This is a genomic window from Methylobacterium sp. 13MFTsu3.1M2 (genome assembly GCF_900112625.1).
Lineage (GTDB): Bacteria > Pseudomonadota > Alphaproteobacteria > Rhizobiales > Beijerinckiaceae > Methylobacterium.
Window position 1 is genome coordinate 129,779 of sequence record NZ_FOMM01000006.1, and the last position, 23,754, is coordinate 153,532.

Genomic DNA, 23,754 nt, shown 5'->3' on the forward strand with positions numbered 1-23,754 from the left:
CATGCCGACCATCGCAGCCGGGACCGCCTCTCCTGCCGCTCTGCCCGACGGACGGGTCGTCTCCGTCACCGGCCTTACCGTCCGCTTTGCGAACTCCGAGCGGGTCGTGGAGGCGGTCCGCGACCTCGCGTTCCACGTCGACGCCGGCGAGACCCTGGCGATCGTCGGCGAGTCCGGGTCCGGCAAGTCCGTGACCTCGCTCAGCCTGATGCGCCTCGTCGAGCACGGCGGCGGCCGGATCGCGGCCGGGCAGATGCTGTTCCGGCGCGGCTCGGGCGAGGTGCTCGATCTCGCCGCCGCCCCGAACGCCAAGATGCGGGCGATCCGTGGCGCCGAGATCGCGATGATCTTCCAGGAGCCGATGACCTCCCTGAACCCGGTCTTCACCGCCGGGGACCAGATCGCGGAATCGATCCGCGTCCACCAGGGGAAGAGCGCCTCAGCCTCCCGGGCCGAGGCCCTGCGGATGCTCGACCTCGTGCGCATCCCCGAGGCGCGCAACGTCCTCACGCGCTACCCGCACCAGCTCTCCGGCGGCATGCGCCAGCGCGTGATGATCGCCATGGCCCTGTCCTGCAAGCCGCAGTTGCTCATCGCCGATGAGCCGACCACGGCCCTCGACGTCACGATCCAGGCGCAGATCCTCGAACTGATCCGCAGCCTCCAGGCCGAGATGAAGATGGGCGTCGTCTTCATCACTCACGACATGGGCGTCGTGGCCGAGATCGCCGACCGCGTGCTGGTCATGTACCGCGGCGACAAGGTGGAGGAGGGGGCGGCGCCCGCGCTCTTCACCGCGCCGCGCCACGCCTACACCCGGGCGCTGCTCGCCGCCGTTCCCCGTCTCGGCGCCATGGCGGGCAGCGACCTGCCGCGGAAGTTCGACCTGCTGCGGGCCGAGGCCCGGGAACACCCGGCGGGGCAGGGTGCGTCCGCCCCGGTCGACGAATCCCACGACACCGTGCGCACCGGCGCCGGGCCGATCCTGCGGGTGCGCGACCTCGTCACCCGGTTCGACATCCGCGGCGGCCTGCTCAACCGCGTGCGCCGCCGCGTCCACGCGGTGGAGCGCGTCAGCTTCGATCTCCATCCCGGCGAGACCCTGGCCCTCGTCGGCGAATCCGGCTGCGGCAAGTCGACGACCGGCCGCTCGCTCCTGCGCCTCGTGGAGAGCCAGAGCGGCCTGATCGAGTTCGACGGCGGCAACATCCGCGACCTGCCCCCCGGGCAGTTGCGCGGCCTGCGGCGCAACATCCAGTTCATCTTCCAGGACCCCTACGCCTCCCTCGATCCCCGCCTGACCGTCGGCTTCTCGATCATGGAGCCGCTGCTGGTCCACGGGATCGCGACGCGCCGGGAGGCCGAGGCGCGGGTGGCGTGGCTGCTCGAGCGCGTCGGGCTGACCCCCGACCAGGCCCAGCGCTACCCGCACGAGTTCTCGGGCGGCCAACGGCAGCGCATCGCCATCGCCCGGGCCCTCGCCCTGAACCCGAAGGTCATCGTCGCGGACGAGGCGGTGTCGGCCCTCGACGTGTCGATCCAGGCGCAGATCGTGAACCTGATGCTCGACCTCCAGCGGGAGTTCGGCCTCGCCTACCTTTTCATCAGCCACGACATGGCGGTGGTCGAGCGGATCAGCCACCGCGTCGCGGTGATGTATCTCGGCCAGATCGTCGAGATCGGCCCGCGCCGGGCGATCTTCGAGAACCCGCAGCACCCCTACACCCGCAAGCTGATGGCGGCGGTTCCGGTCGCCGACCCGGCCCGCCGGCACCTGCGCGCCCGCCGGCTCCTGACCGACGAGATCCCGAGCCCGGTCCGGGCGCTTGGCGACGAGCCGCAGGTCGCGCCCCTCGTCGAGATCGGCCCCGGCCACCTCGTCGCCCGCCACACGGTCGGCGGCCTTGCCGCCTGACACCGCCTATCCCCGCCAGCAGGATCGTCCCATGCCCCGAGGTCTGACCATGTTCGAGCGCTTCCTCCTCGCCGCCGGCCTGCTCGCCGTGGCGGCCGCGCCCGCCGCCGCCGCGGGCGACCCGATCCTGGCGATCAGCGGCCAGCCCGAGACCCTCGACCCGTACAACACCAACACGACGCTCACGACCGCCGTCACCAAGTCGTTCTACGAGGGCCTCTTCGGCTTCGACAAGGATCTCAAGGTCCGCAACGTCCTGGCCGAGAGCTACGAGACCTCGCCCGACGGCCTCGTCTACACGTTCAAGCTGCGCGAGGGCGTCAAATTCCACGACGGCACGACGTTCGACGCCGCTGCGGTGAAGGCCAACCTCGACCGCGTCCTCAACCCGGAGAACCACCTCGCGCGGTACAACCAGTTCAACCGCATCAAGACGATCGAGGTGCTCTCGCCCACGAGCCTGCGCATCACCCTGAAGGAGCCCTTCGGGCCGTTCATCAACTCGCTGGCCCACGCCTCGGCGGCGATCATCTCGCCCACGGCCCTGAAGAAATACGGGAAGGACATCGCCTTCCACCCGGTCGGCACCGGGCCGTTCACCTTCGTCGACTGGAAGCAGACTGACTACGTCAAGGGCGCGAAGTTCGCCGATTACTGGCAGACCGGCCTCCCGAAGGTCGACACCATCACGTGGAAGCCGGTGCCCGAGAACGGCACCCGCGCCGCCATGCTGCAGACCGGCGAGGCCGACTTCGCCTTCCCGCTGCCTTACGAGCAGGCCAAGATGCTCGAAGCCAGCAAGAAGCTGAAGATCGAGGTCCACGCCTCGATCATCGAGCGGTATCTCAGCATGAACGTGCTGCAGAAGCCGTTCGACGACCTGCGCGTCCGCCAGGCGATCAACTACGCGATCAACAAGGAGGCGTTGGCCAAGGTCGCCTTCTCGGGCTACGCCTTCCCGGCGCAGGGCATCGTCCCGCAGGGCGTGCGCTACGCCCACAAGATGGATCCCTGGCCCTACGACCCGGCCAAGGCGCGCCAGCTCCTCAAGGAGGCCGGCTACGCCAACGGCTTCGAGGCGACCCTCTGGAGCGCCTACACCACCACCACCGCCCAGAAGGCGATCCAGTTCCTCCAGCAGCAGCTCGGCCAGGTCGGCATCAAGGTGCAGACCCTTGCCCTGGAGCCCGGCCAGCGCACCGAGTGGGTGCAGACCGCCCCCGATCCGAAGACCGCCCGCGTCCGCCTCTACTATGCCGGCTGGTCGTCCTCGACCGGTGAGGCAGACTGGGGCCTGCGGCCGCTGCTCGCGACGGAGGCGTGGCCGCCCAAGCTCAACAACACCGCCTACTACAGCAACGCCGAGTTCGACGCCCTCCTCGCCAAGGCGCTGGTCTCGACGAACGACGCGGAGCGCGCCGAGCTCTACGCCAAGGCGCAGGAGATCGTGATGAAGGACGCCCCCTGGGCGCCGCTCGTCACCGAGCAGAACCTCTACGCGACCTCCGCGCGGCTCTCCGGCGTCTACGTCATGCCCGACGGCAACATCGATTCCGGCGAGATCGCCGTCGCTCCCTAGCCGCCGCCAGCGGACCCCGCGCCGGGCGGCCCGGACGATGGCCGGCCCGGCGCGGACGTCCCGCGCGATCGCTTCACGCAAACCCCGGATCGCGGGCGCGAGCCTATGCTGACCTTCCTGCTCAAGCGGCTCCTCGGGCTGCTGCCGACGCTGCTGATCGTCTCGGTCCTCGTCTTCCTGTTCGTCCACCTGCTTCCCGGCGATCCGGCGCGGCTGGCGGCCGGGCAGGATGCCGACGCCCAGACGGTGGCCCTGGTGCGCACAGAGCTCGGCCTCGACCGGCCCCTGCCGGAACAGTTCGTGCGCTACTTCGCCAACCTCGCCCGCGGCGATCTCGGCGTCTCGATCCGCACCCGCCGCCCGGTCTCGACCGAAATCGGCGAGCGCTTCCTGCCGACCCTCCTGCTCACCCTCACCAGCATGGCCTGGGCGGTCGCCTTCGGGCTGATCATCGGCATCGTCTCGGCGGTCTACCGCAACGAATGGCCCGACCGGTTCGGGATGACGCTCGCCGTGTCCGGCATCTCGTTCCCCGCCTTCGCACTCGGCATCCTCCTGATGCAGATCTTCTCGGTCGAGCTCGGCTGGCTGCCGACCGTCGGCGCCGACACGTGGCGGCACTACGTGCTGCCGTCGCTGACGCTCGGCGCGGCCGTGGCCGCCGTGATGGCCCGCTTCACCCGCGCGGCCTTCGTGGAGGTCATCGGCGAGGATTTCGTGCGCACCGCCCGCGCCAAGGGGCTCAAGGAGCGCGTCGTGATCGCCAAGCACTGCCTGCGCAACGCCCTGATCCCGGTCGTGACCATGATGGGCCTGCAGTTCGGCTTCCTGCTCGGCGGCTCGATCGTCGTCGAGGCGGTGTTCAACTGGCCCGGCATGGGCCGCCTGCTCGTCGATGCCGTGAACCAGCGCGACTACCCGGTGATCCAGGCCCTGGTCCTGCTGTTCTCGCTGGAGTTCATCCTGATCAACCTGGTCGTGGACGTGCTCTACGGCCTCATCAACCCGACCATCCGCTACAGGTGAGCCGGCCGTGACCGATATCCTCGTCCCCGCCGCCCCCACCGTCGCGCCCGTCCCCACCGGCATCCGGACGCCGTGGTCGGAATTCTGGCGCAAGTTCCGGCGCCAGCGCGTCGCCGTCCTCGCCCTGGGCTTCATCGGCCTGCTGGTCGTGGTCGCCGTGCTGGCGCCGTGGATCGTGCCCTACGACCCGGTCAACGACTTCGACTACGACCGGATCAACGAGGGCCCGTCGCTCGCGCACTGGCTCGGCGTCGATCCCCTCGGGCGCGACATCCTGAGCCGCATCGTCGAGGGCGCGCGGATCTCCCTGGCGACCGGCTTCCTCTCGGTCGCCGTCGGCGGGCTCGTCGGGACCGTGCTCGGTCTCCTGGCGGGCTACTACGGCGGCTGGTGGGACCGGATCGTCATGCGCATGTCCGACGTGCTGTTCGCCTTCCCGGGCATCCTGCTGGCGCTCGGCGTCGTCGCCATCCTGGGCTCGGGGCTCGTCAACGTCGTGGTGGCGGTGTCGGTCTTCAGCGTCCCGGCCTTCGCGCGCCTCGTGCGCGGCACGACCCTGGTCCTGAAGAACAGCACCTACATCGAGGCCGCGCGGAGCATCGGCGCTCCGGACCGGACGATCATCCTGCGCCACATCCTGCCGGGCACGATCTCGGGCATCGTGGTCTACTTCACCATGCGGCTGGGCACCTCGATCATCACGGCCGCGAGCCTGTCCTTCCTCGGCATGGGCGCGCAGCCGCCGACGCCCGAATGGGGCGCCATGCTGAACGAGGCCCGCGCCGACATGGTCTCGGCACCGCACGTCGCGCTGTTCCCGAGCCTCGCGATCTTCTTCACGGTGCTGGCCTTCAATCTCCTCGGGGACGGCCTCCGGGACGCCCTCGACCCGAAGATCGACCGCCTGTGACGCCGGCCGCCCCCCCGCGCCCCGCGCCCCGCGTCGGCCGCCTGCCGCGGGGTCCGCGCGACGCCATCACCGACGTCCCGGGCGTGACGGTCGGCCATTGCACGCTGGCCGAGGGCGACGTTCAGACTGGCGTTACAGTCGTGCGGCCGCACGGCGGCGATCCCTACCGGGACCGCGTTCCGGCGGCCGGCGTCGTGCTGAACGGCTTCGGCAAGTCCGTCGGCCTGATGCAGGTCGAGGAACTCGGTGTGCTGGAGACGCCGATCGCCCTGACCAACACCTTCGCGGTGCCGGCGGTGGTCGCCGCCCAGATCCGCGCCGCGATCGCCGACAATCCGGAAATTGGGCGCGCGCTGCCGACGCTCAACCCGCTCGTCTTCGAGTGCAACGACGGCTACCTCAACGACCTTCAGCGGATGGCGGTTGAGGCGTCCCATTATCGCGACGCCTTGGACGCGGCGGGCGCCGCCGTCGCGGAAGGGTCGGTCGGGGCCGGGCGCGGGATGTCGAGCTTCGGGCTCAAGGGCGGCATCGGCACCGCCTCCCGGCGGGTCCGCGCGCGCGCGGGGGGCCGGTTCACGCTGGGCTCGCTCGTCCTGTCGAATTTCGGCAAGCCGTCCCAGATCCGGGTCCGCGGCGTGCCGCTCGCCGCTCAGCTCCGGGCGGCCGCCGGGGAGCCGGAATCCGGCACCGAACCGCCGGAGAAGGGCTCGATCATCATGATCGTCGCCACCGACGCGCCCCTCGACGCGCGTCAGCTCCGCCGCCTCGCCCTGCGGGCCGGGGCAGGGCTCGCCCGGACCGGCTCGGTGTTCGGCCACGGCAGCGGCGATATCGCGCTCGCCTTCTCGACCGCCTACACGGTGCCGCAGGATCCTGGCCGCCCGATGCCGGCGCCCGCCCTGCTGCACGACGCGGAGCTCGACCCGCTGTTCGAGGCCGCCGCGGACGGGATCGAGCAAGCGATCGTCCACGCCCTTTGGCGGGCCGAGGCGGTCACGGGCCGCGACGGCCACCGGCGGGACGCCCTGACCGATCTCCTGCCCAGCTGGGCCGATATCCTCGGAGCCTGAGCGATGCGCGTCCCGATCTCGACGAATATCGAGGGCGTCGCCGGGATCTATCACCGCGTCCAGACGACACCGGGCAAACCCGAATACGAGCGCGCGGCTGCTGATGACCGCTCTCGAGGCCGACGTGAACGTTGCGAGGCAGCCGGGTTGGGCCGGTATTAGCCCGTCCGCGTGTCCGGGCCCGCTTCTTCGAAGCGGATTTTACAGCAGCTCAACTTGCGCATTCCAGTTTCACCACAACCCGCACTCGGTCATTAGCCAAGAAGCAGACCTTCGGTGCTGCGCGCTGCCCCATCAGAGAGCCAGCGCCTTGTCGAATTTAACCTTTTTTTACCTGCACATCGCTCGCGACATTAGTATAGCTCTGGGCTGAGAACCTCGAGCCGGTGTATCGTTATGAACCATCAAAGCAACGACGGGCATGGCGGACACATTCGCCGTGAAGTCCTTCAGGTTGCCGGTGCCGCTGCAGCCGTGGGCCTTCTCGGAGCAACTACTGCCTCCGCGCAGACTGGGCGACTGGGCGGACGTGACGATGGTCCACTCGGCGCGCGCCTGCAAGGCGTGCAGCATTTCGGCGTCACGGTCCAGAACATGGACCGTGCTTTCGCCTTCTACACCGAGGTACTCGGCGGCATCGAGGTCATGCGGGACGGCGATTTCAAGGGGGAGCCGGTCCATTTCACGCTGATGGCCGATCAAGAGATCGTTGCCCGCGAGCGCCGCGTCGATCCTCGCACCATCGGCGTCCCGGACCTGAAAGGTGGCTCCCAGCGGCTCGATGTCCGCTTCGTCCAGTTCGAGAACGTCGTCATCGAACTCCTGCAGTATCGCGACGCCACGCAGCCGATGGGCGGCGGCGACAGCTGGGCTGAGCCGCGCGACCACATGAGCCCGGCCTACCCGCGCTCGATGCACATCTGCTTCTACGTCCGCGATGACGTGAACTTCGACAAGTTCATCGCCGATCTGGAGGCCGAGTGCGCCCGCCGCGGCATGACGCAGGTCAGGGCGAACCGCACCGTACCCGTGCACTCCGAGGAGCAGCGCCGCGCGGCGCCGAGGGATACCAATACGATCAAGATCCACGAGGGTCCGTCGAACGGCTGGTCGATCATCTACTGCAAGGGGCCCGAGGGCGAGCAGCTCGAATTCGTCCAAGTGCTCGGTCCCGTAAAAAAGACGTTCGCTGACGCTGCCGAGGCGCGCCGGGCGGCGACGAACCGGGGCTGAGGTGAGGTGGCCGAAGAGGGGAGAAGAGAGCCTGATTTCGGCGCTTCGGCCGTGCGGATCGGCCATCGCGCCAGGTTGGATCGACGAGGAAGGGATACCCGATGAGTCCTCCCAGCCCACATGAGGTCGATCAACGGGCGGTCGATGAGCACGCTCCGGAGGCATCCGGTTCGCTTTCCCTCTCGCTCACGGTCAACGGCGAACGGCGGCGTCTCGATCTCGACAGCCGCGTGACGCTGCTCGACGCCCTGCGCGAGCACCTGCACCTCACGGGCACCAAGAAGGGGTGCGACCACGGCCATTGCGGTGCCTGCACGGTGCTGGTGAACGGGATTCGCATCAACGCATGCCTCAGCCTCGCGGCTATGCACGACGGGGACGAGGTGACGACGATCGAGGGATTGGGCCGGCCGGACTGGCTTCATCCCATGCAGGCGGCGTTCATCGCGCACGACGCCTTCCAGTGCGGCTACTGCACGCCGGGCCAGATCTGCTCTGCGGTGGCTGTCCTCGCCGAGATCAGGGCGGGCGTGCCGAGCCACGCCACCGGCGACCTCATGGCACCGATGACGCTGGACAATGGCGAACTGCGCGAGCGCATGAGCGGCAACATCTGCCGATGCGGCGCCTACTCCAACATCGCCGATGCCGTGGCGGACGTCGCGGGGAGGCCCTGATGCGGCCCTTCAGCTACGAGCGCGCCGCGAGCGCCGAAGCGGCCGTGGCGGCCGTCGCCGCCCGGCCAGGCGCCCGGTTCATCGCGGGCGGTACGAACCTGCTCGACCTGATGAAGTTCCAGATCGAGGCGCCGGCCCATCTCGTCGACATCCGGCATCTGCCCCTGAAGGCCATCGAGGATCTGCCGGACGGCGGTCTGCGCATCGGTGCGCTCGCCACCAACACCGAGGTTGCCGCCCACCCGCGCGTGAAGCGCGATTACGGCGTCCTCGCGCGGGCGATCGTGGCCGGCGCCACGGGGCAGCTGCGCAACAAGGCGACGACCGCCGGCAACCTGCTGCAGCGCAATCGCTGCCCGTACTTCTACGAGACGTCCCTGCCGTGCAACAAGCGCCAGCCGGGCGCTGGCTGCTCGGCCCTCGGGGGCGTCACCCGCTCGCTCGCCGTCGTGGGCACGAGCCCGCATTGCATCGCTCAGAACCCGGGCGACATGGCCGTGGCGCTGCGTGTCCTCGACGCCACCGTCGAGACCGTCAGGCCCGACGGGTCGCAGCGCCGGATCGCGATCGGCGATTTTCATCTGCTGCCGGGCGACCGGCCGGAGATCGAGCACCCGCTCGAACCGGGCGAGCTCGTCACCGCCGTGACGCTCCCGCGACCGCCGGGCGGGACGCAACACTATCACAAGGTCCGCGACCGGGCCTCCTACGCCTTCGCGATCGTGTCAGTCGCAGTCGTCTTGCACAAGGACGGGACGGGGCGGGTCGCATTCGGCGGCGTCGCACCGCGACCGTGGCGGGTGGAGGATGCGGAGGCGCTCCTGCCGGGTGGGCCGGCAGCCGTCGTCACGGCGGCCTTCCAGGGCGCGACGCCCACGGCCGGGAACGCCTTCAAGATCCCGCTCGCCGAGCGCGCGCTCGCACTGGTGCTGAGCGAAGGGAGGGTGTGACATGCGGTTCGACACGCCTGCCGGGCAGAACCCCATCGACGGTCAGACCATCGTCGGGCAGCCCCATCGGCGCGTCGACGGCGCACTGAAGGTCACCGGGACGGCGCCTTACGCCTACGAGCGGCACGATGCGGCGACCGATCCTGCCTATGGCTGGATCGTCGGCGCCACGATCGCCCGCGGTCGGGTGACGCGGATCGACGCCGCGGCCGCACGAAGGGCTTCGGGCGTCCTCGCGATCCTGACGACGCTCGAGTACGACGCCGCCCCGCCGGGGTTCCGGACGACCCTCCGCCTGTTCGGCGGCGCCGAGGTGCGCCACTATCATCAAGCCGTCGCGCTCGTCGTGGCAGAGACCTTCGAGGAGGCTCGCGCGGCCGCCCTCCTCGTCCACGTCGACTACGAAGCCGAGCCGGCGCGCTGCGATTTGGCGGCGGAGGCTGGCAAGGCCGAGCCGATCGCGGATCGCGACAATCCGGACTACCCCGTGGTCGATCGGATCGGGGCGTTCGAGGCGGCGTTAGCCGACGCTCCCGTGACCCTGGACGAAATCTACACCACCCCCGACCAGACTCATGCGATGATGGAGCCGCACGCCACCACGGCCGCGTGGCGCGACGGCAAGCTGACGATCTGGACCTCGGCGCAGGTCGTCTCCTGGCACCGCAACAGCCTCGCGCAGGCGCTTGGCATCGCGAAGGAGGATCTGCGGCTGGACGCGCCGTTCATCGGCGGCGGGTTCGGATCGAAGCTCATCATGCGGAGCGACGCGCTCCTCTCGGCCCTCGGCGCCAGGGCCGTGGGACGCCCGTGCAAGGTCGCGCTGCAGCGTCCGCTGATCGCGAATAACGGCACGCGCCGCGCCGGCACGATCCAGCGCATCCGTCTCGGTGCGACTCATGACGGGCGGCTCACAGCGATCGGCCACCACAGCCTCAACGGAAATCTGTCCGGCGCCTACGCGGAGGCGGCGATCGCACCGACGCGGCTCATCTACGCGGCCCCGAACCGCGAGCTGTCCATGAGGCTCGCGACCCTCGATCTCGCCGAGGGCAACGACATGCGGGCTCCGGGTGAGGCCCCCGGCCTGATGGCGCTCGAGATCGCGATGGACGAGATGGCCGAGAAGCTAGGCATCGATCCCGTCGCCTTCCGGATTCGGAACGATACGCAGGTCGATCCGCGCAAGCCGCACCGGCAGTTCTCGGAGCGGCACCTGATCGAGTGCCTCCAACTCGGCGCGGACCGCTTCGGCTGGGCCCGCCGCAACCCGGTGCCCGGCGCTGTGGGCGATGGGTGCTGGCTCGTCGGCATGGGCATGGCGGCGGGCTTTCGCCAGAACCTTCTGATGCCGTCCGGGGCCCGCGTCCGGCTCGAGCAGGATGGCCGGCTGTCGGTCGAGACCGACATGACCGATATCGGGACCGGCAGCTACACCATCCTCGCCCAGACGGCTGCCGAGATGATGGGTGTGCCGATCGAGGCCGTGACGGTGCGGCTCGGCGATTCGGACTACCCCGAAGCCGCCGGGTCCGGCGGACAGTTCGGCGCGAACAACGCCACGTCCGGGCTCTACGCCGCTTGCGTGGCGCTGCGGGCGAGCGTCGCGGCGCGGCTCGGCTTCAATGCCGAGGACGTGGCGTTCGCGGACGGGAGGGTCACGGCGGGCAGTCGGAGCGTACCTCTCCGCGACGCCGTTGAGACCGGACCACTGACCGCCGAGGACCGGATCACCTACGGCGACCTCGACAAGGAGTTCGTCCAAGCCACCTTCGGGGCGCATTTCGCCGAAGTCGCCGTGAACCGGTTCACCGGGGAGATGCGCGTCCGCCGCATGCTCGCGGTCATCGATGCCGGCCGGGTGCTCAATCCGCTCACGGCGCGAAGCCAGGTGATCGGCGCCATGACGATGGGGGTGGGGTCGGCGCTCATGGAGGCGCTCGTCGTCGACACGCGCCACGGCTTCTTCATCAACCACGACCTCGGCGGCTACGAGGTGCCGGTCCATGCCGACATCCCGCACCTCGACGTCGTCTTCCTCGACCATCCGGACCCGGTCTCGTCCCCGATGAAGGCCAAGGGCATCGGCGAGATCGGCTTGTGCGGGGCGGCCGCGGCGGTGGCGAACGCCGTCTACAACGCCACCGGCATCCGCGTCCGCGACTATCCCATCACCCTCGACAAGCTGCTCGACCGGCTGCCGCGCGCGGCCTGATTCTTCACCTGCGGAGAGAGAGATGGCCTATCATCCCGTTCCCGTGACGCATGTCGGCCTGACCGTCACCGACATCCGGGCAGCGACCGAGTGGTACACCAAGGCCTTCAGCTGCCGGCACATCATCGGGCCCCTGCACGTCAGGCACGACGGCTCGCATATCGGCGAGGTGTTCAAGGGGATCTTCGGTGATCGGTTCGAGGAGGGATACGTGTCCCACCTCGCCACCGCGAACGGGGTGGGGATCGAACTCTTCGAGTTCGTCACACCGAAGTCGGAAGCCGTCGACGACAACTTCCGCTACTGGAAGACCGGCGTCTTCCACTTCTGCTTGGTCGACCCCGACGTCGAGGGCCTCGCGCGGCGGATCGCCGAGATGGGCGGCAAGCAGCGCTCGAAGGTCTGGACACTGTTCGAGGGAGAGCCGTTCAAGGCGGTCTACTGCGAGGATCCCTGGGGCAACCTGATCGAGATCTACTCGCACTCGACGGAGCTCATGTACGCCAACCGGAGCGCGACGGCCGCCCGGGCGGAGTGAGAGGCGAGACTTGCAAACGCAGCGGTCGGATTCCCAATGCCGGGCAACGCGCGCGTCTGCAACCTGTGAGGCAAGGAGAGATCCCGCACATGCCGACGACCGCAGATCGTGATCTGTTTTCTCCAACGAAGATCGGTGCCATCGACGTCGCCAACCGCGTCGCCATGGCACCGCTCACGCGCTCGCGTGCCGGCATGGACGGCGTCCATTCGGATCTCGCCGTCGCGTATTACCGGCAGCGCGCCTCGGCCGGCCTCATCATCACCGAGGCGACCAATATCTCACGGCAGGGCCGGGGCTATGCCTTCACGCCGGGCATCTACACGGAGGTGCAGGCCGAGGCATGGTCGCGTGTGACCTCGGCCGTGCACGAGGCAGGCGGCCGGATCGTCTGCCAGCTCTGGCATGTCGGGCGCATGTCGCATGTCAGCTTGCAGGAGAATGGCGAGGCGCCCGTCTCGGCCTCGGCGATCCAGGCCGGCGAACTGGTCTTCCTCGAGAGCCGCACCCAGGCGCCCCCCTCCATGCCGCGCGCGCTGCGGACCGACGAGATTCCCGGTCTGATCGGCGATTACCGGCACGCTGCGTCCCTCGCCAAGCAGGCGGGCTTCGACGGGATCGAGGTGCATTCCGCGAACTGCTACCTGCTCGATCAATTCATCCGCGACAGCACGAACCGGAGGACAGATCGCTACGGCGGCTCCGTCGAGAACCGCACGCGGCTTGCCGTTGAGGTCGTAGAGGCGGTGGCGGAGGTGTGGGGTGCCGACCGCGTCGGCCTGAGGCTCTCGCCGATGACGCGGGCTGTCGGTGATACCCCGCTCGACAGCGACCCGCAGGCAACCTACGGCTATCTCGCTCGGAGGCTTGGGGAGCTGGGACTGGCCTATCTCCACTGCGTCGAGGGGCAGACGCGCGGGCCGAACGGGTCGTCCGCGTTCGACTACAAGGCGCTGCACGCCGCTTTCGGTGGGGCCTACATCGCCAATAACGGCTACGACCGGCAGCTCGCCATCGAGGCGATCGCCTCCGGCTACGCCGACATGATCGCCTTCGGTCGCTCCTTCATCGGGAATCCCGATTTGGTCGAGCGGCTGCGCCGCAACGCCCCTCTCGCGGAGGCCGATCAGGCGACGTTCTATGGCGGGGGAGCCGAGGGTTATACCGATTATCCGACCTTGGACGTTTCAGGGAACGCATAAAGGAGGGAGCCTGTTGAGCGCCGATCCGCTGCCCTCGCCGCACATCGGCTCATGGGCGGCGGCGTCAGGCCAGGGAGACCGGCCGGCCCGCATCGCTGCCAAGTCCCCCCCGACCAGCACGGCGCGCCCGCGCAGCCCTGAGATCGGGCGTGTTGAGCCCTTCGTCGAAGCCGCCGAGGACGGCGGCGAGGGCTGCCGGGCCACCATACCGGTCATCCAGCGCGGCGAGGCTCGTCGCGGCCCGTAGGCGCCATATCGCCGCTCCCTGGCTGCCGGCCAGATCGATCGCTTGCAGGAAGTGCCGCGCCGCGTCCGCCTTGCCGGAGACGCCGGTGGAGGCGAGGAGGATCTCGCCCTTGATGCGCAGCAGTTCCGGCTGGCACCAGAGTTCGCCGCCGTGCTCGGAGGCGGCGAGCGCGTCGTCGATGCGAGCGAGCGCGTCCGGAAGGTGGCCATGCGCCGCGAGGCCGGACGCCAGCGAGCCGAGATAGGCCGGACGCCGCATCCGGAAGCCGATCTCCCCCATCTCGACGAGGGCATCCTCGAGGCGGTGCAGCCCGCCCGCATCGCCCCGGCTGAGGCTCACGATCGCTTCGAGGCAATCGGCGATGACCTGCCAGATGCGCATGGCGTGACGCGCGACGTGGTCCCCGAGGCGGGTGAGGCCGCGCTCGGCTTCGTCGAGATCGCCGCCATGGAGCGCAATCGGGATCACCGTGTGCGCCAAGGCATTCGTAAGGGCGAAGGCCTGGCCGTTGGCTTCGGCCTCGACGAGCGCGCGCCGCGCCGCCGCGACGGCGTGATCCGGCCGTCCCTGGAGCCACAGGACGTTCGCGAGGGTGCCACGTGCCGCGATCAAGCCGTGATCCTCCAGCCGCCGGCCGGGACTGTCACGGCGGGCCGCACGGGCCAGCAGGCGCTCCGCTGCCTCGCGAGCCTCGTCGAGACGGCCGAGATAGCGGAGCGCGGTGGCGGCGGGCCTGTCGACGGCCGCGCCGGCCGCGCGATCGCCGCTGGCGGCCGCCAGCGTCCTGATGCGCTCCGTCAGGTCGAATGAGGCGCCGTGGTCCCCGACCCAGGTCTGGAAGTCGCACAAGCCCCAGAGCGCCCGCAACTGGCCATCGCGGTCGGACAGCCGTTCGGCGCGGGCGAGCGCCCCGCTCCACAACTCCGCGATCCGCGCCGTCGGACCCTCGACCTGCAGCAGGGCCGCAGCGAGCGACGCCCGCAGCGTGATCTCGTACCGGTCTTCCGGACCGTCGGCGGGGGCGGCCGACGCGAGCGCCCACTCGCTCGCCTCGATCCGTTCCTGGAGCAGCGCGAGCGTGTCCCACACCACGAGCGCCTCGGCTGCCAGCGTTCGACCGAGGACGGGATCGCGCCGTTCGGTCAGGCACCAGTCGAGTGCGGCGCGGACGTTTTGGACGAGCGCGACCAACTCCTCGCGCGGGTCGGATGCCGCCTTCGCGCTCCTGCGCGCCGAGACGTCGCGACATTGCGCGACACAAAACTCCGCGTGCCGCCGACGGACCGCATCATCCTCGCCACTCTCGGCGAGGCGCTGCAATCCGTAGGCCCGCGTCGTGTCGAGAAGCTGGTACCGGGCCGACCACCCAGGAATAGCGACAATCAGCGACTTGGCGACGAGATCGGCCAAGTGGCCGATGCACGCATGCTCGGCCTCCCCAGCAGAACGGCCGACCGCGAGCGCGGCGTCGAGCGGGAAGACGCCGTGAAAGACGGACAGCCTTCGAAACAGGGTCTGCTCTCCCTGCGACAGCAGTCCGTAGCTCCAGTCCAAGGTCGCGGTCAGGCCACGGTGCCGGGGATGACCTGCCCGTCGGCCGTCGTCCAGAAGGTCCAGGCGCTCGTTCAGCAGACGGAGGAGGCCGCGAAGTCCAAACGCCCCGACCCGCGTCGCGGCAAGTTCCAGCGCCAGCGGCAACCCGTCGAGGCGGCGACAGATCTCGACGACGGCCCACGCGTCGTCGTCCTCGAGGCTGAAGTCTGGAGCAGCGGCCGAGGCGCGCGCGACGAACAGCGCCACGGCCGGGAAAGTCAGAACATCCTTCGCGTTGAGCGTCCCGAACGCTGTCGGAGCCGGCAGGGGTTGGAGGCGATGCACGGTCTCGTGCGCCATCCGGAGCGGCTCCCGGCTCGTGGCCAATACGTGAGTTCCGGGCGCGGCGGTCGCGAGCATGGTGGCCAGCCGGGCCGCCTGATCGAGGGCGTTCTCACAACAATCGAGGACGAGCAGGCACTGCCGATCCGCCAGGGCAGTCGCCAGTGCAGCCTGTGGATCGTCTGCATGGATTGCGATGCGCATTTCCTGAGCGAACGCGCTCGCGAGATAGCGGTCGCTGTCGATGACGCACAGATCGACCATCCAGACCCCGTCCGGGAACTGCTCGACGAGGGCGTGTCCCACCGTCACGGCCAGGCTGGTTTTGCCGACGCCGCCGAGACCCGTGATCGTGACCAGCGGTCGCTGCAGCACCGTCGTGGCGATCGCCGCGAGATCCTCGGATCGGCCGAGCAGGTCCGTCGGTCTCGGAAGGTTATGGCGCCGCGCTGCTGCCGAGATCGGCCAGGACATGACGTCGACGGGCGCGACGAAGCGGTACCCTTGTCCGCTCACCGTCGCGATGAAGCGCTTCTCCGGTTCCGCTCCTTCGAGTGCGCGCCGGATCGCCGCGATGTTGACCTTCAAATTGGACTCATCAACCGTCGTTCGCGGCCATGCGCGCTTGTGGAGATCCGCCTTGCTTACGACCTGACCTGCGCGTTCGACGAGCGCGGTCAGAATTTCCAAAGGTCGTCCCCCGAGCCTTACGACTTTTTCGGCTCGCCAAAGCCGCTGCTCGGACGGGCTCAATACGAAATCGTCGAAGATGTAGCGAACGGCTCTGCCTTCCCGCGTATCCATGCAGCTGTCGCTATCGCACTCCTGTTCGATCCCGGAGAGATGGTCTTGCTACGCTGTCGGTTGCAGCACCGCTAGCATGTCGTGGAGGCCTCAGCCATTCGTCCGGTCTGCTCATGCGGAAGCGTTGGGGTGGATGCCTCCGGCAATGGTCTTGCAAAATCTTCACTCCGGCTGATCGATGCCGGCAGGTGGCATCCACATCGACGTATCAGGAAAGAGCTTTCGGCGATCAGGGTGACTGGCATGGATCGCCAGGAGCCCGTCCGATTTCCCGGCGAATGAGTTCAGAAGCGGCCGTTCCGCTTACGGCCAAGTCCAGCCCCACTGGTCTGTACCTCGGATGACCAAGGGTGGGTGGTTTCCTATCCTTCCGCTTTCGGGTGCAGAGAATAAAAGAGCGGACGTCCGGGGTCGAGCAAAAGCTGGCCGTAAACAGGTCGTCCGCTTCAAGGCTTGGGAAAAGTGAGAGCGGACGTTCGGCTCCATTTAGGAGAAACAAGGCAAGTTACCCAAATATTTTGACGAGAAGGCCTGGTTTCATCTAGAGCGTTTTCGGTTTAATCTGAATTATATCCCACAGCGGCGAAGAAATTGGCGCATTCATCGGGCGTGATGGTGTCGATGAGCCAGCCGATGGCGGCCCATAGCCCTTCGACCGTGCGCTCAGCCGCCTTGCGCAGGAACGCCTTGAGCTTGGAGAAGGCCATCTCAATCGGGTTGAAGTCCGGCAGTAGGGCGACAGGAACAGCAGCCGTACGCCCGCCGTTTCGATCGCTGCGCGGCCGGCCGGCCTCTTGTGGCTGCCGAGGTTGTCCATGACGACGACGTCTCCGAGGGCGAGTTCGGGCACGAGCACACGCGCGACGTAAGTCTGGAAGGCGTCGCGGTTGATCGGTCCGTCCAGCACGAACGGCGCGGCGATCCCGGACAGGCGCAGGCCCGCGACGAAGGTCGTGGTCTTCCAATGGTCGTGCGGCACCGGAGAGCGCAGCCGCTCGCCGCGCGGGCAGCGTCCGCGGGTTCCCGCCATGTTGGTCGAGGTCGAGGTCTCGTCGAGGAACACGACGCGGGCGGGGTCGAGGTCGGGCTGGCCCTCGAACCCACGCCTCGCGGGCCGCCTTCACGTCCGGGCGGTCCTGCCCCGCGGCGTGGGCTGTCATTTTTGTAGGTCAAGCCGCGCGCATCGAGGAAGGCCCACAGAGTGCTGAGCCCGACCGTGAGGTCGCGCTCGTCCTTCAGGCGAGCGCGCATCTCCTCCAGGGTGATGTCGGTCCTCTCGGGGATCAGACCTCGCAGGTAGGCCTCGTGCGGGTCGAGCTTGGAGCGGCGCGCCCGCCCCGGGGACGGGGAGCCACCGTCCCGGTCGTCGTCAGTGCAGCCATCCAGCGGATCGCCGTGGCCACGCCGACCCCGAAGCGCGGCCGCCTGTCGACGCTACGTCGTCCCGGCCGCGTCGACGATGCGTTCGCCGAGGTCCTGGCTGGAGGGTCGGCCCATGTCTCGCTCCTTGTCTGGAGCTCGTCATGAATCAGCGTCACACCGCCGCATGAACCCGACACACCCGATGCAGCTCAGACCGAAAACGCTCTAGCTCTGCCTCCTCGTTTTCAGTGTTGTGCTGCTTGGAAGCGGCCACCATCGTGGCGTCGACGATCTGCCCGCCCAACGCCAGGACACCGGCTTGCCGCAGGGCCGTATCGTAGGCCGCGAACAGCACCTCGATCGCAGGCCGACCCGCGATCTCGGCCCGGGAAAGCGCCTCGCGGAAGGTCCAGATCGTGTTGGCGTCCGGCACCGGATCGGACAGCCCCGGCCCGAGGAAGCGCATGAACGAGAGCCGACCCTTGATCAGGAACTTGGGTCATGCTCGTCCGACAGCGAGTGGCTGGCCCGAAAGACCAGCACCTTGAACATGAACACGAGGTCGAACGGTGGGCGACCGCCCTTCGAATCGTCCGAGCGCGGCACGGCGCGGCACGGGCGAGGTCGTCCCGGAACAGCTCGCAACCGACGGTGTGGCTCAACCGCTCCAGCGCGCCTCACTCGAGCTCGATGACGTTCCGGGAGGACGGCTGGGCACTGCGCAGGGATGGCCCGCGGTTGCTGAGGAAATCGCCCGGTGGCGCGGTCGCGGGCTTCGCGGCGGGCGCGCCGCGCACGGACTGCGCCGGCTGTTCGGGGCGGTCGATCAAGGCCGGGTTCGCGACCGGCTGCAGCGGCGTGACGACGCGCCCCTCCGCCTGATCGAGGCAGCGCCGCAGGGCGCCGGGATCGGGCAACAGCGTGCAGTCGTTCACCGAGAGCGGGCTTGGCTGGGCGGGGGCCGCCGTCGCGCCCGCCGCGAGGAGCGCGAGCGCGCCGAAGGCGGTTCGCACCGCGCGTCCCCGCGTTAGCGGTCCGGGGCTCATGGCTGCGCCTGCCGGATCCGCGGATTGACCTGTCGGACCTCGATCTCGCTCGGCTCCGACGGCAGCAGCTTGCGCGGGGCGGCTGTCCCGCTGCGGGCGGCCTGCTGCTGCGCCTGGGGCGACACCGGTTGCGGCGCCGGCGCGCTGGCCCGGCCCTGCTGCGCCGGCTGCGCGGGCGCGTCCGCCTTGTCGAGCCGGCCGAGCCGCACCCGCACGTACTCGACCGACCGCTTGGCCGCGTCGAACCCGCATTCGTATGTCACCCGCACCCACTCCTTGGCGGGACTGAGGAAGCGGATGGAGTCGCCGCGGTAGCGGACCACGGTGGCGCCGCCCTCGGGCGCCTCGGCCTGCTGGAAGATCTTGGCGAAGGGCCGGGAGACCCACTCGAAATCCGTCGGCGCCTGCGCCTCGATCCGCGGCGCGCAGATCTGCGAGGCGAGCTCGTTGTTGGCGCGCACGCAGGTGGCGTCGCAGCCCGGAGCGGCGGGGGCGGGCTGCCCCGTCCCGGGATTGGCAGTGTTGGCCTGCATCGGCGCCGCCTGCGCGGGTGCCGGCTGGGCCGGTGCCGGTTGCGGCGTGGGAGCCGCCGCAGATTGTGCCCCGGCCGACAGGATCCCGGCCGACCATACGGTCGCGGCGGCGAGCAGGATCTGCACGCGCGATGGCCCGCGCTGCCTCATCGTAGCCTCCCAATCAACACTCGGCGCAGACGGTTTCCGCCTTGCGCAGACATCGACCGCTCCGTCGCCCTTGAATCCGCGGGCTCACGCCCGAGGAATCGCGACGCCGACGACCATTCAGAACGGTCTTGCTTGCTCAATAGAATACCACTTTCGGCGATGACTGATGTGTCCAATTTAACACGCATATAGCGGCCCGCGAATCGGACGGCGAAAACTGCCTAATCCGACCCGGGACACCGATTCCCGAGATCGTTAACGCGCCGTCTTAAATGATTGAGAGATTTCAGTTTTATCCGCGCCGTTTGACAGACCACGTCGCGATTTCGTCGTCTGACATCTGATGAAAAATTCCGACAATTGTATTTTTTGTCTCAACCGGCGCTTGACACTCGTCTTCGGCTTATGGATACGCTTAACAAGCCGTTAAAGCGCCACGAAGACAGAGCGACTGCGATGGCATAGATTGTGTTCAAAAGAGCACATAAAATACAAGAGGGAGTGTATCTATGATCAAATCAGTTTTTCTGGCTTCCGTCGCCGTCGTCAGCCTGACCGCTTTCGCGACCGGTGCCTCGGCGCAGTCCAATACCGCACCCATCCTTGGTGCTGGCACCACGGCGAATGAGACCATCGTTCTTCAGCGCGGCGATCGCAACAAGGCAACTGTCGATCAAACGCAGGGCACGAATGCCAAGGCCGGGTTCCTCAACAACAATATTGATCTTACCGCGACAAATCTCACCGACTCTAATGGCAATATGGCGCTAGATCAAGCGAACACTGTTGTACAGTATGGCTACGATAATGTCCTGTCCATCACTCAGGGCGGAAATAACAATCAGATTCTCACGACAAGCGGTAATTTGTCTCGCTCTGATTTCTCGCTCGACGCCACAAAAGGCTCTTTTTCGGCAGGCAACAACAACGTGGTATCCGTTACGCAGAACGGGACAGACGGCAGGGCCCAGTTCCAGCAAAACGGCAGTTTTAACAATGCGACGATCATCGCCGACGTCGGCTCCAATACTACTTACGCCGGCATTTTTCAGAAAGGTAGCTCAAATATCTCGCAGATCAATCAGTACGGCACGAGCTCCAACGTAACTGCTACCGTTACCCAGCGGGGCGACAGGAACCAGGGATACATTGAACAGGCCGGTCTTCAGACTAGCGCAGACATTGTTCAGGATGGCTACGACAATTTTTCCCGGATTCGGCAGTATTCCACAAGCAGTAATGCTATTGCCTCCGTTCGACAGAATGGTAGTGGCAATTATGGCTATGTCGAACAATATGGCAGCTCGCTCTTCGCGGGAATCGTCCAGGAAGGAAACAGCAACTACTCGTTGATCAATCAGTATGGCAGCAGCATAAACGCTTATGCAGCAGTCCGGCAGGTCGGTAACAGCAACACTGGAAATATCGATCAAAGCGGGACCACCAACTACGCGGCGATCCTTCAGGTTGGCGATAGCAACAACACCTATATTTCGCAGAGCGGCAATGGTGTTGGCGCATTTGGCTACCAGAATGGCAATAATAACGGCGGCTCGATCACTCAGGGTGGCGCGTACTATTCCAATGCTGGTTTCGCCCAGTTCGGCAGTGGCAACAATGTCACGATCCGGCAGCGCTGAATATCCGTACTAGTGTCCATCTAAACTATGACTTTGACGGAAGGGGCGCTCTGAAGAGCGCTCCTTCCCATAGCTAGACCCAATAAGCAATCCAACTCCGGGCGCGGTATCGATCATGCCCAGCTTTACCATTGATCCTCCGATCCTCTGTCGCGTAGTCGAAGCTCGATCGGCCGACTTTGCGCGGTTGTCTCTGCGCATTGACGCTCCCCCTGGGACCGCAGGCCATTACAATCTGATCGTACGCAAGGCCGACTCAGCCGGCACCACCACCATGCAGCAGGGCGGCGACTTCGACCTCGCTGAGAGCTTTACCCGCGAGGTCGGCAAGCTTACTGTCAGCGTCCGGCCGGACGGCCAGCTGAGCGTTGAAGCCTCAGTGCAGGTAGGCGGCCGCAAGATCAGCTGCGCCTACGACAACACGCAGAATCTGTGACTCTGCGGCCCCTCACCTAAATGGGTGACGTGTCGTACTACGTCTTTTTCTAATGAGGCAAAGAAATGAGTCTCCATTGACATAGCGGCACATGGAAGGCAGCCGCGACGGCCTATTCCGCCCAACCGTGTGTCCAATTCACCACATATCAGATGTCGTCGCATGTGGATAAGCACGGATACTATACAACCACAGGGATCACTGATTTAAGGTAGTCCAAAAGGGGCTAGGGAGGCAGATGATGTGCCGTACGCGTCGCAGCCGCGCTGCAGGTCGAGCGCTGCTCGTCGTCGTCCCGCTCGCCGTCGCGAGTGTAGCCGGCTCCGCGGCGGCGCAGGACCGCGTCGCGATCGAGCAGATCCAGGCGGCCGCCCAGCGCGCCGCCGGCGCTCCGGGGCGGGGGATCCAGGAGAGCGACTACATCCTCGGCAACCAGTCCGGCATCCTGCTGCTCAACCCGAGCGGCCCGCCCCAGTCGGCGCAGGCCAACCAGGCCCGGGCCCTGCAGATCGGATCGGGCAATACGGGAACGATCGACATGTCGGGCTACGCGAACGTGGCGGTCCAGAACGTGATCGGCTCGCGCAATACGGTGACCCAGCAGCAGGCCGGATCCTACAACCAGTCGACCGTATCAGTCTTCGGCCAGTCCAACACGATTGGGACCCAGCAGGACGGCAGCGGCGCGGCGGCGACCATCACGGTCCGCGGCGACAACAACGCCATCTCGGCGCAGCAGCAGGGGACCAACCCCACGCCGATCAGCATCACGCGGGTCGGCAACGGCCCCAGCGTCTCGGTCACCCAGAGGTAGTCCCATGCGCCAGTCCCGTCTCCTCGGGCCGCTCGTCTGCGGCTGGGCTCTCCTCGCCGTCGCGGGCGCGCAGGCCGGCAGCCTCGTCTACCAGCCGGTCAACCCGTCCTTCGGGGGAAGTCCGCTGAACGGCTCCTGGCTGCAGGCCCAGGCCGCGGCCCAGAACGACGCGCAGCGGTCGGCCCAGCGCGACCAGCAGCTGTTCTCGGCCAACCAGAGCGCCGCCAACACCAAGACTCCGGGCCAGATCTTCGCCCAGCAATTGCAGACGCAGATCTACAGCTCACTGGCCAACCAGATCACCCAGGCGCTCTTCGGCGAGAACGCCCAGCAGAGCGGTAGCTACAGCTTCGGCGGGTCGCAGGTGACCTTCCAGCGCCTGGGCAGCAACATCCAGCTCCAGATCTTCGACGGCCAGTCGACCACCACCATCGTCGTCCCGGCGACCGCGGCCGTGGGCGGCGGCTCGACCACCGCGACGCCGCTCTCGGGCGCGCCCTGAGCGCGGCGCGCAGCGATGGTTGCCGAGCATCGATCCCGGAGCCGGCTCCGCCCTCCTCCGTCGCCCGCCCCGGCGGGCGCGCGGGAGGCCGGAGCGCCGAAGCGGAACGGAGACGGGGTGGCCCGTGTATAGCATTCTGAAGAGCCTGGCCGCCGCCGCGCTGCTCTGCGCGGGCTTGGCCGCCTGCGCCCCGTGGGAGCGCGAGCTGCTCGCGCAGGCGCCCGTGGTCACGCCGCCTTCCCCCACCGATCTCAATCTCGAGACGCTGCCGCCGCCGACCCGCAAGATCGACATCGCGATCTACAATTTCCCGGACCTGACCGGCCAGAATAAGCCGAACGACAACATCGCCGAGTATTCCCGCGCCGTCACCCAGGGCGGCGGCGCCTTCGTGGTCGACGCGCTGCGGCGCGCCGGGCGGGGCCAGTGGTTCTCGGTGGTCGAGCGCACCGGCCTCGCCAACCTGCTGCAGGAGCGGCAGCTGATCCGGGCGACCCGCCAGGAATTCGAGGGCACGGACGCGAAGCCGCTGCCGCCGATCCGCTTCGCGGGCCTGATCGTCGAGGGCGGCATCATCGGCTACGACGCCAACACGGTCACGGGCGGCGCCGGCGCCAACCTCCTGGGTATCGGCGGCGACACCAAGTACCGGCGCGACGAGGTGACGGTGGCGATGCGCATCGTCTCCGTGCAGAGCGGCGAGGTGCTCAACAGCGTCACGGTGACGAAGACGATCTACTCGGTCGCCCTCAACGCCAACGCCTACCGCTACGTCGCGGTGGCCAAGCTGCTCCAGGTCGAGGCGGGCGTGACCCGGAACGAGCCGACCCAGATGGCAGTGCGCGAGGCGATCGACCTCGCCGTCTACGCGACGATCATTGAGGGCAGCCGCAAGAAGCTGTGGCGCTTCCGCGACCCGGTGCTCGGCACCCGTCTCGTCGACGAGTATCTCGCTCGCGATCGGCCGACGCCCCTTGAGGTTCCGGGACCGACGGTGGCGGCGGGGCCGCTGGTGGTGAAGTCCTGA

Annotated in this window: 20 protein-coding genes and 2 pseudogenes; 17 read left to right on the forward strand and 5 right to left on the reverse strand. The window is 67.8% G+C overall.

Annotation, left to right across the window (positions count from 1 at the left end):
• Window position 1: 1 nt before the first annotated feature.
• The 12 genes from BM314_RS06460 to BM314_RS06510 all read left to right on the forward strand — a co-directional run bounded on the left by BM314_RS06460 (window position 2) and on the right by BM314_RS06510 (window position 13,318).
• On the forward strand, window positions 2-1,915 hold the full coding sequence (locus tag BM314_RS06460; RefSeq protein WP_091977491.1) for a dipeptide ABC transporter ATP-binding protein: 1,914 nt from the start codon (window positions 2-4) through the stop codon (window positions 1,913-1,915).
• 31 nt (window positions 1,916-1,946) lie between these two features.
• A complete protein-coding gene (gene gsiB / locus BM314_RS06465) occupies window positions 1,947-3,494 on the forward strand; it encodes a glutathione ABC transporter substrate-binding protein GsiB (protein WP_244539859.1) in 1,548 nt (515 codons plus the stop codon).
• Window positions 3,495-3,599: 105 nt separating this feature from the next.
• Window positions 3,600-4,520, forward strand: a complete 921-nt coding sequence (gene gsiC, locus BM314_RS06470) for a glutathione ABC transporter permease GsiC (RefSeq protein ID WP_056530854.1) — start codon at window positions 3,600-3,602, stop codon at window positions 4,518-4,520.
• A gap of 7 nt (window positions 4,521-4,527) precedes the next feature.
• Window positions 4,528-5,430 carry a glutathione ABC transporter permease GsiD gene (gene gsiD / locus BM314_RS06475; protein ID WP_020096127.1) on the forward strand — a complete coding sequence of 301 codons (903 nt, stop codon included), beginning with the start codon at window positions 4,528-4,530 and terminating at the stop codon, window positions 5,428-5,430.
• On the forward strand, window positions 5,427-6,503 hold the full coding sequence (locus BM314_RS06480) for a DmpA family aminopeptidase (RefSeq protein WP_091977494.1): 1,077 nt from the start codon (window positions 5,427-5,429) through the stop codon (window positions 6,501-6,503). Before gsiD ends, BM314_RS06480 begins: the two co-directional genes overlap by 4 nt.
• A 3-nt stretch (window positions 6,504-6,506) precedes the next feature.
• Entirely contained in the window at window positions 6,507-6,665 is a 159-nt protein-coding gene (locus BM314_RS30920; RefSeq protein WP_244435407.1) for a M55 family metallopeptidase, read from the forward strand.
• 234 nt (window positions 6,666-6,899) lie between these two features.
• Entirely contained in the window at window positions 6,900-7,736 is an 837-nt protein-coding gene (locus tag BM314_RS06485) for a VOC family protein (RefSeq protein WP_244539860.1), read from the forward strand.
• 101 nt (window positions 7,737-7,837) lie between these two features.
• Complete coding sequence (gene paoA / locus BM314_RS06490; RefSeq protein ID WP_091977499.1) at window positions 7,838-8,413, forward strand: aldehyde dehydrogenase iron-sulfur subunit PaoA; 576 nt, start codon at window positions 7,838-7,840, stop codon at window positions 8,411-8,413.
• The gene (locus BM314_RS06495) at window positions 8,413-9,363 is read left to right on the forward strand and encodes an FAD binding domain-containing protein (RefSeq protein ID WP_091977500.1); all 951 of its coding nucleotides are present in this window, start codon (window positions 8,413-8,415) and stop codon (window positions 9,361-9,363) included. The genes paoA and BM314_RS06495 overlap by 1 nt, the downstream gene beginning before the upstream one ends.
• Window position 9,364: 1 nt before the next feature.
• Complete coding sequence (gene paoC, locus BM314_RS06500; RefSeq protein WP_091977502.1) at window positions 9,365-11,578, forward strand: aldehyde oxidoreductase molybdenum-binding subunit PaoC; 2,214 nt, start codon at window positions 9,365-9,367, stop codon at window positions 11,576-11,578.
• A gap of 22 nt (window positions 11,579-11,600) precedes the next feature.
• Window positions 11,601-12,116, forward strand: a complete 516-nt coding sequence (locus tag BM314_RS06505) for a VOC family protein (RefSeq protein ID WP_020096133.1) — start codon at window positions 11,601-11,603, stop codon at window positions 12,114-12,116.
• 89 nt (window positions 12,117-12,205) lie between these two features.
• Entirely contained in the window at window positions 12,206-13,318 is a 1,113-nt protein-coding gene (locus BM314_RS06510; protein ID WP_091977504.1) for an alkene reductase, read from the forward strand.
• A 64-nt stretch (window positions 13,319-13,382) separates the two neighbouring features.
• Here BM314_RS06510 and BM314_RS06515 read toward each other — a convergent pair whose 3' ends face one another.
• From BM314_RS06515 to BM314_RS06535, 5 genes and pseudogenes are all read right to left on the reverse strand, one after another.
• Window positions 13,383-16,244 (reverse strand): ATP-binding protein, encoded by a 2,862-nt coding sequence (locus tag BM314_RS06515; protein WP_091977506.1) that lies wholly within the window; start codon window positions 16,242-16,244, stop codon window positions 13,383-13,385.
• 557 nt (window positions 16,245-16,801) lie between these two features.
• A pseudogene (locus tag BM314_RS06520) lies at window positions 16,802-17,741 on the reverse strand (IS630 family transposase).
• Between the two features lie 91 nt (window positions 17,742-17,832).
• Window positions 17,833-18,280 (reverse strand): annotated as a pseudogene (locus tag BM314_RS06525) (transposase); the annotation flags it as partial.
• A gap of 3 nt (window positions 18,281-18,283) precedes the next feature.
• Complete coding sequence (locus BM314_RS06530) at window positions 18,284-18,619, reverse strand: hypothetical protein (RefSeq protein ID WP_020096501.1); 336 nt, start codon at window positions 18,617-18,619, stop codon at window positions 18,284-18,286.
• A 29-nt stretch (window positions 18,620-18,648) separates the two neighbouring features.
• On the reverse strand, window positions 18,649-19,185 hold the full coding sequence (locus tag BM314_RS06535) for a hypothetical protein (protein WP_139237806.1): 537 nt from the start codon (window positions 19,183-19,185) through the stop codon (window positions 18,649-18,651).
• A 659-nt stretch (window positions 19,186-19,844) separates the two neighbouring features.
• Between BM314_RS06535 and BM314_RS06540 the strand changes: the two genes are divergently transcribed.
• The 5 genes from BM314_RS06540 to BM314_RS06555 all read left to right on the forward strand — a co-directional run bounded on the left by BM314_RS06540 (window position 19,845) and on the right by BM314_RS06555 (window position 23,754).
• Entirely contained in the window at window positions 19,845-20,975 is a 1,131-nt protein-coding gene (locus BM314_RS06540) for a hypothetical protein (protein WP_091977510.1), read from the forward strand.
• Between the two features lie 115 nt (window positions 20,976-21,090).
• Window positions 21,091-21,411 (forward strand): curli-like amyloid fiber formation chaperone CsgH, encoded by a 321-nt coding sequence (gene csgH, locus BM314_RS30095; RefSeq protein WP_139237807.1) that lies wholly within the window; start codon window positions 21,091-21,093, stop codon window positions 21,409-21,411.
• Between the two features lie 241 nt (window positions 21,412-21,652).
• Entirely contained in the window at window positions 21,653-22,225 is a 573-nt protein-coding gene (locus BM314_RS06545; RefSeq protein WP_244539861.1) for a hypothetical protein, read from the forward strand.
• 4 nt (window positions 22,226-22,229) lie between these two features.
• Window positions 22,230-22,727, forward strand: a complete 498-nt coding sequence (locus BM314_RS06550) for a curli assembly protein CsgF (RefSeq protein ID WP_091977512.1) — start codon at window positions 22,230-22,232, stop codon at window positions 22,725-22,727.
• A gap of 124 nt (window positions 22,728-22,851) precedes the next feature.
• Window positions 22,852-23,754, forward strand: coding sequence for a CsgG/HfaB family protein (locus BM314_RS06555; RefSeq protein WP_091977513.1), 903 nt, complete (start codon window positions 22,852-22,854; stop codon window positions 23,752-23,754).